This is a genomic window from Marinovum sp. J2-8, from assembly GCF_055808435.1.
Genome location: NZ_JBVVRZ010000003.1, coordinates 353,174 through 366,158, shown reverse-complemented (window position 1 = coordinate 366,158; position 12,985 = coordinate 353,174). Strand labels below are relative to the sequence as shown.

14 protein-coding genes and 1 pseudogene are annotated in these 12,985 nt (G+C 60.1%); 4 read left to right on the top strand and 11 right to left on the bottom strand.

All coding sequences use genetic code 11. The annotated features are described in order from the left end of the window. Window positions 1-14: 14 nt before the first annotated feature. Both AC0L4F_RS11175 and AC0L4F_RS11170 read left to right on the top strand, forming a co-directional pair. Window positions 15-773: a DUF1013 domain-containing protein gene (locus AC0L4F_RS11175; protein ID WP_244688421.1), complete on the top strand. Its 759-nt coding sequence runs from the start codon at window positions 15-17 to the stop codon at window positions 771-773. Window positions 774-985: 212 nt separating this feature from the next. Continuing rightward, window positions 986-1,456, top strand: a complete 471-nt coding sequence (locus AC0L4F_RS11170) for a hypothetical protein (RefSeq protein WP_244688419.1) — start codon at window positions 986-988, stop codon at window positions 1,454-1,456. 84 nt (window positions 1,457-1,540) lie between these two features. Here AC0L4F_RS11170 and AC0L4F_RS11165 read toward each other — a convergent pair whose 3' ends face one another. Further along, on the bottom strand, window positions 1,541-2,140 hold the full coding sequence (locus AC0L4F_RS11165; protein ID WP_244688417.1) for a 2-hydroxychromene-2-carboxylate isomerase: 600 nt from the start codon (window positions 2,138-2,140) through the stop codon (window positions 1,541-1,543). Between the two features lie 98 nt (window positions 2,141-2,238). On the opposite strand from AC0L4F_RS11165, the gene AC0L4F_RS11160 reads away from it, so the two are divergent. Beyond that, window positions 2,239-3,258, top strand: a complete 1,020-nt coding sequence (locus AC0L4F_RS11160) for a ribose-phosphate pyrophosphokinase (RefSeq protein ID WP_244688415.1) — start codon at window positions 2,239-2,241, stop codon at window positions 3,256-3,258. A gap of 144 nt (window positions 3,259-3,402) precedes the next feature. Here AC0L4F_RS11160 and AC0L4F_RS11155 read toward each other — a convergent pair whose 3' ends face one another. The 4 genes and pseudogenes from AC0L4F_RS11155 to rpsA all read right to left on the bottom strand — a co-directional run bounded on the left by AC0L4F_RS11155 (window position 3,403) and on the right by rpsA (window position 6,767). Continuing rightward, complete coding sequence (locus AC0L4F_RS11155) at window positions 3,403-4,080, bottom strand: phosphoribosylanthranilate isomerase (RefSeq protein ID WP_244688924.1); 678 nt, start codon at window positions 4,078-4,080, stop codon at window positions 3,403-3,405. Between the two features lie 96 nt (window positions 4,081-4,176). Continuing rightward, window positions 4,177-4,446: pseudogene (locus AC0L4F_RS11150) on the bottom strand (LapA family protein); the annotation flags it as partial. Between the two features lie 9 nt (window positions 4,447-4,455). After that, window positions 4,456-4,737, bottom strand: coding sequence for an integration host factor subunit beta (ihfB, locus tag AC0L4F_RS11145; RefSeq protein WP_244688413.1), 282 nt, complete (start codon window positions 4,735-4,737; stop codon window positions 4,456-4,458). Window positions 4,738-5,087: 350 nt separating this feature from the next. Beyond that, a complete protein-coding gene (rpsA, locus tag AC0L4F_RS11140) occupies window positions 5,088-6,767 on the bottom strand; it encodes a 30S ribosomal protein S1 (protein ID WP_244688411.1) in 1,680 nt (559 codons plus the stop codon). Between the two features lie 293 nt (window positions 6,768-7,060). On the opposite strand from rpsA, the gene AC0L4F_RS11135 reads away from it, so the two are divergent. After that, window positions 7,061-7,567 (top strand): methyltransferase family protein, encoded by a 507-nt coding sequence (locus tag AC0L4F_RS11135; RefSeq protein WP_244688409.1) that lies wholly within the window; start codon window positions 7,061-7,063, stop codon window positions 7,565-7,567. Window positions 7,568-7,574: 7 nt separating this feature from the next. Here AC0L4F_RS11135 and AC0L4F_RS11130 read toward each other — a convergent pair whose 3' ends face one another. The 6 genes from AC0L4F_RS11130 to trmB form a co-directional block, all read right to left on the bottom strand. Continuing rightward, window positions 7,575-8,465, bottom strand: coding sequence for a hypothetical protein (locus AC0L4F_RS11130; protein WP_244688407.1), 891 nt, complete (start codon window positions 8,463-8,465; stop codon window positions 7,575-7,577). Between the two features lie 44 nt (window positions 8,466-8,509). Then, on the bottom strand, window positions 8,510-8,719 hold the full coding sequence (locus AC0L4F_RS11125) for a hypothetical protein (protein WP_244688405.1): 210 nt from the start codon (window positions 8,717-8,719) through the stop codon (window positions 8,510-8,512). Beyond that, a complete protein-coding gene (locus AC0L4F_RS11120) occupies window positions 8,667-9,659 on the bottom strand; it encodes an aldo/keto reductase (protein ID WP_244688403.1) in 993 nt (330 codons plus the stop codon). Before AC0L4F_RS11120 ends, AC0L4F_RS11125 begins: the two co-directional genes overlap by 53 nt. A gap of 2 nt (window positions 9,660-9,661) precedes the next feature. Continuing rightward, window positions 9,662-10,279: a (d)CMP kinase gene (locus tag AC0L4F_RS11115; protein WP_244688401.1), complete on the bottom strand. Its 618-nt coding sequence runs from the start codon at window positions 10,277-10,279 to the stop codon at window positions 9,662-9,664. A 405-nt stretch (window positions 10,280-10,684) separates the two neighbouring features. Then, window positions 10,685-12,034, bottom strand: coding sequence for a 3-phosphoshikimate 1-carboxyvinyltransferase (gene aroA / locus AC0L4F_RS11110; RefSeq protein ID WP_244688923.1), 1,350 nt, complete (start codon window positions 12,032-12,034; stop codon window positions 10,685-10,687). 225 nt (window positions 12,035-12,259) lie between these two features. Next, window positions 12,260-12,985 (bottom strand): tRNA (guanine(46)-N(7))-methyltransferase TrmB, encoded by a 726-nt coding sequence (trmB, locus tag AC0L4F_RS11105; RefSeq protein WP_244688399.1) that lies wholly within the window; start codon window positions 12,983-12,985, stop codon window positions 12,260-12,262.

Below are 12,985 nucleotides of genomic sequence, written 5' to 3'. Positions count from 1 at the left end.
AAGGAGACCGCAAAATGGCCAAACTGCTGCACCCCAAGGCGACCGCCGTCTGGCTGGTCGACAACACCACGCTGACATTCAAACAAATCGCCGATTTTTCCGGCATGCACGAGCTTGAGGTGCAGGGCATTGCGGACGGCGATGTCGCCGCCGGCGTCAAAGGGTTTGACCCGATTGCCAACAACCAGCTGACCCAGGCCGACATCGACAAGGCCCAGGCCGATCCGATGGTGCGCATGAAGCTGAAATTCAATGCCGCCGCCCATGACGAAGACAAACGCCGTGGCCCACGCTATACGCCGCTGTCGAAACGTCAGGACCGTCCCAACGCCATTCTCTGGCTGGTGAAATTTCACCCCGAACTGGCGGACAGCCAAATCGCCAAACTTGTCGGCACCACCAAACCGACAATCCAGACCATCCGCGAGCGCACCCATTGGAACATCGCCAATATGCAACCGATCGACCCGGTCGCATTGGGCCTGTGCCGCCAGAGCGAACTGGACGCCGCCGTTCAGAAGGCCGCCTCGAAACGCGCATCGGAAGGCACGGCCATGTCGGACGACGAACGCCGCAAGCTGCTGTCGACCGAACAAAGCCTGGGGATGAGCACCGAACCACGCATTCCGACCGCGATCGAAGGTCTGGAAACCTTCTCGCTGTCCGACAGCAATGATGATGACGAAGAAGAAGATACCAGCGATATCCTCGACGCGGACAGCTTCTTCAACCTGCCCAGCGGCGGCGAGGATGACGAAGACGAACAGCCCTGATCTGTTCATCTCCATCACTTGAAACACGACAAAGACCCCGGCGATCATCTCGCCGGGGTCTTTGTTTTCCAACCACTGCGCTCACATCTCGTAACGTTGGCGCGGGTTCCGGCCAGAGCGTCTGTCATTTCACCGACGCCCCCCCATCTCTGCTCCGCACGGCACAAGGAAACCGGGCATCAAAAACAACGGGACAGAGAAAAAGGAACCCGATGACCAATATCAACAAAACTGACGCCGTTCACCTCATGCTGGCCGGACTTGTGGCAGAGTTGTCGTTCGAAGCCTATGCATGGCTGGTTTCGCCAGCGCTGTTTGGTGTGCAGCTGGAACCGGCCAATCTGGTGATCGGGCTGACCGGAATGGCGACAGGAACACAGCTCCCCTACGCCGCCGCCTTTGCCATTCATTTCCTGATTGGCATCTTCGGCTTTGCGGCCGCGGTATGGCTGGTGAAACGCGGGACGGGTGTGGGCCATGCCACGGCGGGGCTGATCACCGGGGTGGGCCTCTGGTTTGTTGCCCAAGGGATGCTTGCCCCGCTGATGGGACGCAACTTCATGATGGGGTTCGGCGCCTATACGCAATCCTCTTTTGTCGGCCATGTCGGCATGACATTGATCGTCGCCCTTGTCTGGCGGCGGCTGGCAACACGCCACGCGGCCCAACCGCAACCGATCTGACACCGATCACAAAAAGCGCCCACTTGGGGTGTCCCAAGTAGGCGCAATCTTATCGCGGTGAGGCTTGGTTGGCGGCTGCTGGCGTCAGAGCTTGCCTGCCAAATGCAGATCCAGATCCTCCAGCCGATCCTGACCAAAGAACCGCTGACCATCCTCGGTGACGTAAAACGGCGCGCCGAACACCCCGGCCTCGACCGCGGCCTCCAGGTTGGCGGCATAGGTTTCCGCCCCATCCAAAAGCCCGCTGTCGGCCAGCGCCGGATCAAATCCGCATTTTTCCAGCAGATCCCGGATCACATCATCCTGCGCAATATCGCGATCCTCGACCCACACGGCACGGGTAAACCCATGCGCCAGCGCCGCAAGATCGCCACCACCGGCCTTTTGCGCCGCGATAAGCGCATAAGACGACGGCGCCATATTGGTCGGGAAATGCGCCGGTTGCATGTTCAACTTCACCCCCAGTTTCTTGGCGGTCCGCTCGATGTCCTGCAAACGATAGGCCTGCCGGTTTGGGTGGCGATCCTTTGGCGGCTGGCCCCCGGTGCGGGAAAACAGCGCCATGATGTCCAATGGCCGATATGTCACCTGCGCGCCGTGACGGGCCGCAACCTCCTCCAGCCGCGTTCCGGCAAGATAGGTGAATGGCGAAATCGTCGCGAAGTAGTAATCAATTTGTCCCATGGTGCCTGCACTCCTGACCTGTGGCTTTTGCGGACGGTAACCGCGTGCTAAGCGAAGTCAACGTCACGAATCCTTTACCTTCCCTCAGGACCGAACGCATGCCCCAAATCATCGAACCGAAGCTCATGTCAGGCAACGCCAATTTGCCGCTGGCCAAATCCATCGCCCGTCGCATGTCCATGCACCGCGGCATGAACGTCGGCCTGGTCGACGCGCGGGTTGAACGGTTCAACGACCAGGAAATCTTTGTCGAAGTCTATGAAAACGTGCGCGGCGAGGACATGTTCATCATTCAGCCGACCTCGAATCCGGCCAACGACAATCTGATGGAACTCTTGATCATGGCCGACGCCCTGCGCCGGTCCTCCGCGTCACGGATCACCGCAGTGATCCCCTATTTCGGCTACGCCCGCCAGGACCGCCGGTCCAAGGCCCGGACGCCGATTTCCGCCAAACTGGTGGCAAACATGATCGTCGAAGCCGGGATCGAACGGGTGCTGACCATGGATCTGCACGCCGCCCAGATCCAGGGGTTCTTTGATATTCCGGTCGACAACCTCTATGCCAGCCCGATCTTTGCCCTGGATATCCGCGACCAGTTCAAGGACCAATTGGATGACATCATGATTGTGTCCCCCGATGTCGGCGGCGTGGCCCGCGCCCGGGAATTGGCCAAACGCATCAATGCCCCCCTGTCCATCGTGGACAAGCGCCGCGAAAAGGCGGGCGAAGTTGCCGAAATGACCGTGATCGGCGATGTCAAAGGCAAGAAATGCATCATCGTCGATGACCTCTGCGATACGGCCGGCACGCTGTGCAAAGCCGCCGAAGTGCTGATGGAGGCTGGCGCAACCGAAGTGCACTCCTATATCTCGCACGGTGTTCTGTCCGGGCCTGCGGTGGATCGGATCAGCAAATCGGTGATGAAATCGCTGGTGATCACGGATTCCATCAACCCGACCCCGGCTGTTCAAAACACCAAGAACATCCGTATCGTGCCCACCGCGCCGATCTTTGCCCAGGCCATCCTGAACATCTGGAACGGCACATCGGTCTCATCTCTCTTCGAACATGAAACGCTGGAGCCGATTTACGAAGGCATGTATTCCGGCATCTAACCCCCCGCCCAAGGCATAAGAACAGAAGAAGCGCGGCACAGGTCCCGTCTTCTTCTGTTCAAAAATATCCCGGGGGTGAGGCCAAAGGCCGAGGGGGCTGGCCCCCTCTCTCCGACCAAAAGGTCAAATGCTTACTGCAACGGCCTAGCGCAATTTCGGCGGTGCCACCTTCAACGGCGGTGCGCTATTGGCCGCCGCCACGAAATCCGCGATTTTCTGCGCATCCTTGACGCCCGGTGCGCTTTCCACACCTGATGCAACATCCACCTGCCGGGCACCGGTCATGGCGATGGCTTCGGCGACATTGGCGGGGGTCAGCCCCCCGGCCAGCATCCATGGCAGCGGCCAGCGCCGTCCGGCAATCAACCGCCAGTCAAACGCCAACCCATTGCCCCCGGGCAGGATTGCGTCCTTGGGTGCCTTGGCATCCACCAAAAGCTGATCCGCCACACGGGCATAGACATCAAGTGCGGGCAAATCGTCGGGGCGCGCAACCCCAAGCACCTTGATCACCGGCAAGCCGTAGCGCGCCTTGATTTCGCGCACGCGCTCCGGGCTTTCCTGTCCATGCAATTGCACCATATCGACCGGAACCACATCGGTGATCGCATCCAGCAGCGCATTGTCGGGGTTCACCACCAGGACAACCTTGGCAATTCCCGGCGGCACCTCCAGCGCCAGAGCGCGGGCCGTCTCAGGGTCTACATAGCGTGGTGATTTCGGAAAGAAGTTGAAACCGGCATAGCTCGCGCCGGCCTCGGCCACCGCAGTGACGTCCTGTGGCCGGGTCAGGCCACAGATCTTGGTTCGGATATGGGTCATATTGACGTATCGCTCAGCTGGCTTCGTCCAGAAGCGCCAGGACCTCGTCTTCGCCTTCGTGCTTCTCTCATCACGCAGACGACGCAGCTCGCGTTTCATCTGCTTGATTTCGCTGTCTTTGCGCGCGCTTTCAGCCCGTTGCTTGAATTCACGCAGCCATTCCCAGACAAAGCCGATCAGCAGGCCCGCGGCCACACCGGCAATGATCACCGCGAACAGCGGCAGCGTGATGGATTGGTTCACCCCGGCCAGTTCCGCCAATCCCGGCGGCAGCAAGGTGAGCGTGACAAGACCGCGATTGGCCACTGCAACCGCAATAATGGCAAGCCCCACCACCGCCAGAAACGCATATTTGATATAGCGCATGTGTTCGTCTTACTTTCCGTTCAGGCGATCGCGCAGCAGTTTCCCGGTCTTGAAAAACGGCACATGTTTTTCTTCGACTTCGACGGCCTCGCCCGTGCGTGGGTTGCGACCGGTGCGCGCATCGCGTTGTTTCACCGAGAACGCACCAAAACCACGAAGTTCGACCCGATCCCCACGCGACATCGCGTCGGTGATCTCTTCGAATATCGTGTTTACGATACGCTCCACATCCCGTTGATAAAGATGCGGGTTTTCATCCGCAAGTTTCTGGATCAGTTCCGATCTGATCATCTGCGCCATCCCCCTTGAAACGGTTCGCGCGTTCATTGCCGCACAGCTAACTATAGGAAGATTGTACCGGTTCGGAAACATCCCTTGGCGGACCTTTGGCAGCAAACCGCCTGAAAATTCGCGATTTTTTTACGTTCCTCAGCGCGAGTGCACCAATATCACCCACAGCAGCAGTCAAATCCGCACATCGGTTGCGGTTTTGCCGCTATATTGATTCGCCTTGGAATTGGGCTTCCAGCACTGCCTGAAATTATCGCCACGCGGCTTCTGCCCAGTGCCGGATCACGCCATCGCATAAAAAAAGCCCCGGCGGTGTCGCCGAGGCTTTCCAGATTTCCAAAGCTCTTGGCTTACTCGTCGTCGGCTTTCAGAGCCGCGCCAAGGATATCGCCGAGCGATGCACCCGAATCGGAGGAACCATACTGTTCGACGGCCTCTTTTTCTTCTGCAATCTCACGCGCCTTGATCGACAGACCCAGACGGCGGGTCTTGGCGTCGACGTTGGTGACGCGCACGTCGATCTTGTTACCGACCGAGAAACGCTCTGGGCGCTGCTCTGCACGGTCACGCGACAGATCGGAGCGGCGGATGAAGGATTTCATGCCTTCGTATTCCACTTCGATGCCGCCATCTTCGATCGCGGTCACTTCGACGGTCACGATCGAGCCGCGCTTCACGCCGCCAACCGCTTCTGCGAACTTGTCGCCGCCCAGTGCCTTGATCGAGAGCGAGATACGCTCTTTCTCGATGTCGACTTCGGAGACCACGGCAGGAACGATGTCGCCTTTGCGGTAGTTCTGAATCGCATCTTCGCCACGTTCGTCCCACGACAGGTCCGAAAGGTGCACCATGCCGTCGATTTCGCCGGGAAGACCAATGAACAGACCGAATTCGGTGATGTTCTTGACTTCGCCTTCGACCTGCGTGCCCTCGGGGTGTGTTTCAGCGAACACTTCCCATGGGTTGCGCATGGTCTGCTTGAGACCCAGCGACACGCGGCGCTTGGCGCCATCGATTTCCAGAACCATGACTTCGACTTCTTGCGAAGTGGACACGATTTTGCCTGGGTGCACGTTCTTTTTGGTCCAGGACATTTCGGACACGTGAACAAGACCCTCGACACCTGGTTCCAGCTCCACGAACGCACCGTAATCGGTGATGTTGGTGACGCGACCGGTGTGTGTCGATTCCAGCGGGTATTTCGCGGCAACCAGATCCCATGGATCTTCTTGCAGCTGCTTCATACCAAGGCTGATACGGTGGGTTTCCTTGTTGATCTTGATGACCTGAACCTTGACGGTTTCGCCGATCGACAGGATCTCCGAAGGATGGTTCACACGGCGCCATGCCATGTCTGTGACGTGCAACAGGCCGTCCACACCGCCGAGATCGACAAACGCGCCGTATTCGGTGATGTTCTTGACCACGCCGTCAACCGCTTGGCCTTCGGCCAGGTTGGCGATGACTTCGGCACGCTGTTCGGCACGCGATTCTTCAAGGATCGCACGACGCGACACAACGATGTTGCCACGACGACGGTCCATTTTCAGGATCTGGAACGGCTGCTTCAGACCCATCAATGGGCCCGCGTCACGCACGGGGCGCACGTCAACTTGCGAACCGGGCAAGAAGGCCACGGCGCCGCCAAGATCGACTGTGAAGCCACCTTTGACACGACCAAAGATCGCACCTTCGACGCGCTGGTCGTCGGCGTAGGCTTTTTCGAGACGGTCCCAGGCTTCTTCGCGACGGGCCATTTCGCGGCTGATGACGGCTTCGCCGCGGGCGTTTTCCGCCGAACGCAGGAAGACCTCGACATCGTCGCCAACCGAAATGTCGGGCGCTTCACCGGGATTTGCGAATTCTTTAAGCTCGACACGGCCTTCCATCTTGTAGCCGACGTCGATGATGGCTTGTCCCGCTTCAATTGCGATGACTTTGCCTTTGACAACAGACCCTTCTTCGGGCGTGTCCATTTCGAAGCTTTCGTTCAGGAGGGCTTCGAATTCCTCCATCGTTGTATCTGCCATGTGGCGTTAGATTCCTTTTTCAAGTCACTATGCTGGCCGGGTGGTTGTCTCCACCGGTCTTAATTGGTGCCCGCTTGCGCGGACCGGATTGGTCACGAAAGGCATCCGCAAAACAAAGAGGGCCGGTAGAATACTCCGACCCTGCCCGATTTTGCTGCGCGGCGTTATTTGCCTTATCGACGCGGGCGTCTATACGCCTATGGCCCCGGGTGTTCAAGAAAATTCACGCGCAGCGGGTTTTACTGTAGGCTAACCGGAACAATTGCACTGCCAATAATTGATTCCGAGTAGGCATGACATCCCTTCGCCAATCCTCTCCCTCCTCTGATCCGCGCCCCGCCGCTGCGCATTCACATCCATGGAAAATTTCCGATGTGGTGATTTTTCCGATGATTGCGCTGGGTCTTATTCTGGAATGGCTCTGTCCGACCAGTTTCGGGCTGGGCCGGGCGTGGGCAGCAGTGATCGGTTTGGCGGGCGCATTCGCCGGGTTTCAATTGGTGCAATGGTCGAAACGGACCTTGGACGCCGCGTCCCAGCCCAGCCTGCCGGGTGCGCCGACAACCGCTCTGGTCACGCGTGGTCCTTTCCGGTTTTCGCGCAATCCCAATTACCTTGGCGCCGTGGTCATGGTGACGGGCGGTGCGTTGGCGCTCGACACGCTTTGGGTGCTGGCGGCGGTCGTGCCGGTGGGAGTGATCCTTGATGTCTGGATGATCCGCCCGGAAGAGGCTTATCTTCAAGAACGCTTCGGCGACGCATATTCGGCTTACCGTCGGCGTACACGCCGCTGGATCTGATGGCTGTTCAGCAAATCCGGCGCAGGATCTCGGCCGCAATTTCCGCATCCGGGTCCGGCACCGTATCCTGTGGCACCTGATCGCGTTTCAGGCTCTTCCAACCGGTGGTGAGGCTGCGGCAATGGACAAAGCTCAGGCCCGCATGGGTACGCCGCCGCAGGAACGGCAAACGCTCCATCCCGTGGATATCCCAGCTGAACCCGCCCAACCGTTTTGACGGCGCCAGACACCATTTTGGCGGACAGGGTTTCGGCGGTTGCGCGGTATGGCTGTGATCCAGATGAGAAAACGGCCCGTCGCCGCCCGGTGCGGGGTACACCCAATGGCCTGCGATCTGTACAAACCCGATGCGCGAGGTCACCGCCGCATCAAACACACTGCCGCCGCGCGTCACAATCAACTCATCCACATCACAGTTCAAAATTGCTCGCGCCTGCGCCAGAAACCGCAACCGGAGCACATTGAACAGGGCCGTCTGCATGTATTTTTCCGTCCGCCGATAGGGTTTCTTGCCCACCGGCCCGTATTTGAACGGCACGTCCAGCACCAAAAGCTTCTGCAATCCAACCGGGGCAAGGGCCGCCCGAATGTCATCCAGCCCATAGCTGCGAGAGCCATTGTCCATCACGATCAGCGCCTGCAATCCATGGGCCTCGCGGTGATAGCGAGCATGGGTCACCAACCAATCAAGCGGGTTGTCCTTGGAAATCAGGAACGCGGTGTTCAGCCCGGCAAACCCCTCTGGCGCGGCGGGGGACACGGCGCTTGTGCCGGTCCAGCCCTGCATCAGGATCGACAGTTGTTTCGGGCAGGTCGGCGCCTCCAGCTCTGCCACATCATGGCGGGCATACCGGCGCAGGCGCAAAAACCGCAGCGGCTGATCATCCCCCCGAAACACCGCTTTGCGAAACCCGGCGCGAAAATTATTGAGCGGCGGACAGATCAGGAACAGCCGGCGGCAGACCAGATCGCATCATACCACAGGGTTTCACGATCCAATGCATCGAGATATCCCTCTGGCTGGGATTTCACCGCCAGGACCGTGTCACGCTTCATGTGATCCGGCAGGGTGAGTGAGGCGAAATCGCCGCTCATCGTCTCAGCAATACCGCTCAGGGCCGACATATTGGCCCGGGCTGTAGCGATCGCCATGTGCCCAGCCGACCGGCAGCGCCTCTTCAATCCGCAAGAGATCCTCTGCCGTCAGGGCCATCTCTGCGCCCCGCACGCATTGACGGAAATGATCGACCGACCGGGTGCCCGGGATTGGAATGACATGATCGCCCTGCGCCAGGAGCCAGGCAATCGCCAGCGCCGCTGTCGGCTCGCCCATATCCGCCGCCAAGGCCCGCAACCGGTCTGACGCGGCAATATTGGCTTCGTAATTGGGCGAGGCGAAACGCGGATTGGTCTTCATCCACGCCAAAGAAGGCACACGGTCTTTGGTGATCGGCGTATCGGTCAGGAACGACCGCCCCACCGGCGAAAACGCCACCAACGCCGTGCCCTGACGTGCGCATTCCTGCACCATGCCCAGCTCTGGCGCGCGGCTGGCCAGTGAATATTCGTTCTGCACAGCAGCCACCGGCGCGATGGCCGCCGCACGCCGCAACGAGGCAGGGGCAATTTCGGAAAAGCCAAAGGCCTTGATCTTGCCCTTGGCCACCAATGCCGCCAAGGTTTCGGTCACCTCTTCGATGGCACGCGCCTCTTCCCGGCGGTGCACATAAAACAGATCCACCGCCTCAATTCCCAAACGCGTCAGGCTGGCGTCCAATTCCGCTTCAAGATGTTCAGCCGAATTGTCAAAACACCGGTTGCCATCCGCGTCCGTCGTGATGCCCGCCTTGGTCGCGATATGGAATTCCCCGCGTGCGGTGGGGTTGCTCTGAAAATAAGCGCCAATCGCGCGCTCCGAGCGCCCCATGCCATAGACATTCGACGTGTCGATATGGCTCACCCCCAGATCGCGGGCCGCATCCAGAATGGCCCAGGAATTTTCCTCGGTCGTCGGGCCGTAAAATTCGGCGAACGACATTGCACCAACGCCCATCACCGACACGTTGACACCTGCGATCTTGCGCTGTTGCATGGCTATTTTCCCTGTTCCTGTCGGGCACGGACCACGGCCAGGGCGGCGGCAAATGCCTCTTCGATGCTCATGTTCGTGGTGTCGATATGGGCTGCGTCATCTGCCGGTCTCAGGGGCGCCTCGGTGCGCCCCATGTCGCGTTCATCCCGCGCGCGCACATCGGCCAAAACCACGTCGAAAGTGGTATCTGTCCCCTTTTGGCGCAATTCCTGAAACCGGCGCTCGGCCCGCACTTCGGCGCTGGCGGTGACATATAATTTGGCCTCCGCATCGGGGCAGATCACGGTGCCAATGTCACGCCCATCCAAAACTGCACCGCCATCCCGGCGCGCAAAAGCACGTTGGAAATCCACCAATGCGGCGCGGACCTCGGCCAGGACCGCCACTTTCGAGGCCGCCTGCGCAATCTCTGGCGTCCGCAGGCCCGCGTAGTCCAGGTCTTCGGCCCGCAGCTCGGTAGCTGCTTGCAATGGGACAACACCCTCCAGCACCCGACGCCCAACCGCACGGTACAGCAGTCCCGTGTCCAGATGCGCAAACCCCAATTCGCGCGCCAAAGCCTTGGACACTGTCCCCTTGCCCGAGGCGGCAGGCCCATCGACCGCAATTGTAAACGCCATGTGATCCTCTTTCCCTACGCCGTCTGGGGGTAAACACCCCGACCACAGGTCGCAGATTAGCCAATGCCCGGCAGATGTTAAAGCGGCCTTGGCCAGCCGTATATTGCCGGTCATATTTTCCGCGACGCCCCTGCCGCCAAAAACGCGCGCATGGCTGCAACAGACAATGCAGAAAACCGGCGGCCCAAACAGATCCACGCCATGCCAATCGGTCACAAACCGCGCCACCGCATCACCAGACCGGCATCAATTCCGATCCTCAACGCCAATAGCGGCAGAGACCCGATGTCGGCGCACGGCGATCAAAGAACGCGCACGCCGACGCCCAGCGCAACCAAAAACTTTCGCGCGACGGTCAGGACAAAACGATCCTGACCCCCGCGATATGTGTGCGACGCGAAGCGCCTATGCCTCGCGGCGACAATCCGCGCCAAGCGACGCCATCAATGGCTCGAATATCGGGAATGAGGTGGCAATCGGCGTGCCATCATCCACCCGCACCGGCGCTTTCGTCGACATGCCAAGCACCATGAACGACATGGCAATCCGGTGGTCCAGATGGCTGGCACAGGTCGCGCCGCCCGCAACCGTACCCGGCCCCTGCCCCGTCACACACCACCAATCCGGCCCGTCCTCGACCGTGACGCCACAGGCGCGCAGACCGCTGGCCATCGCCTCGATCCGGTCGCTTTCCTTGACCCGCAATTCCTTGACCCCAGTCATATTGGTCACACCGGTCGCATTGGCGGCAACAACCGACAACACCGGATATTCGTCAATCATACTCGCCGCGCGCTCTGGTGGCACGTCAATGCCCTTCATCTCGGGCGAATATTTCGCCCGCAGGTCGGCCACCGGCTCTCCGCCTTCTTCGCGCATGTTCTCAAAGGTCAGATCCGCGCCCATTTCCTGCAACGTGGTAAACAACCCCGCCCGCGTCGGGTTCAACCCGATCCCCGGCACCAACACGTCAGACCCCGGCGTGATCAGCGCGGCACAGACCGGAAACGCGGCAGACGACGGATCACGCGGCACGGCGATCATCTGCGGTTTCAATTCCGGTTGCCCGGTCAGGGTGATCACCCGCCCAGCTTCGGTAACCTCTGTGGTGATTGTGGCGCCAAATCCGGCCAACATCCGCTCGGTATGGTCGCGGGTGGCCTCTTTTTCGATCACCACCGTCTGGCCCGGCGCATTCAAACCGGCCAGCAAAACCGCCGACTTCACCTGGGCCGAGGGCACCGGAACCTCATATCGCACCGGGACGGGATCGGCCGCACCGACCAATGTCATGGGCAACCGCCCGCCGGATCGTCCAACCGATTGCGTCCCGAACAAGGCCAACGGATCTGTAACCCGCGCCATCGGCCGGCCATTCAGACTGGCGTCGCCGGTAAAGGTCACGGTGATGGGCGTGGTGGCCATCGACCCCATGATCAACCGCACACCTGTGCCGGAATTGCCGCAATCCAACACATTGTCCGGCTCGGAAAACCCGCCGACCCCAACACCAAACACATGCCAGGTGCCGTCATCATCGCGCACGACCTCAGCCCCAAAAGCGCGCATCGCCTTGGCTGTGTCCAGCACATCCTCGCCTTCCAGCAAACCTGTCACAACGGTTTCACCAACCGCCATCGCCCCCAGGATCAGCGACCGGTGTGAAATCGACTTGTCGCCCGGAACCTCGGCCACGCCGGTCAGCGGGCCACAGGGGATCGAGATCATCGGAATAGGCGTGCCATGACCAGACATGTCGGAAAATCCTTTGTTATCGCTCACGGACCTCTTAGCAAGCGCGCCGAAGGGGGTCCATCCCAGCTTGCCGGCCGTCGAAATTTTGCCAGCTCAATGTTGCCAGCGCCCTGTGCCGCGTGCCAAAGCGGCTTTCATCTGACCAAAAATATCCCGGGGGTGAGGCCAAAGGCCGAGGGGGCTGGCCCCCTCATCCCCCTGTTCCCGCACAGAAACAGCCCGCCGTTATCGTTTGCGGAAGGTCAGGTAATGCGGCATCCGCCCCTCACGAAGGGCTTTTTGTTCATAGCGGGTGGAAATCCAGTCATCCCAGGGGGTACGCCAATCGTCCGGGCTTTCGGCCAGCCAGTCGAACCCATGGCGCGGCACCTGCTCCAGGGTCTGGCGCACATAGTCGGGAATGTCCGTGGCGACACGGAATTCCGCCCCCGGCTTCATCAATTCCGACAGCGGCTCCAGATGCTCTGGCGTCACAAACCGACGGCGGTGATGACGTTTCTTTGGCCAGGGATCCGGATACAGCAAAAACGCCTTGGAAACAGAAGCCTTGGGCAGCACATCAAACAGATCACGGGCATCGCCGGGATGAATGCGCAGGTTGTCGACATCCGCGTCCCGCACCTTGCCCAACAGCATCGCCACGCCATTGATATAGGGTTCGGCGCCGATGATCCCGACGTCCGGATTGGCCGCGGCCTGATGCACCAGATGTTCACCGCCGCCGAATCCAACCTCGACCCAAAGATCACGACCACCAAACAGCGTCGCGACATCCAGCGGCGCGCGCTCCTGGTTCACGTCCCAGCCCACCGGACCGGGTGACAAGGCGTCCAGATCCTCATCCAGGTAGGCCTCTTGCGCAGGGCGCAGGCCCTTGCCTTTGAAACGGCCATAGAAATTGCGCCAAGGGGCGCCCGAAGGGTGTTTGCCGGGGTGTTTTGTCTCGCTCAT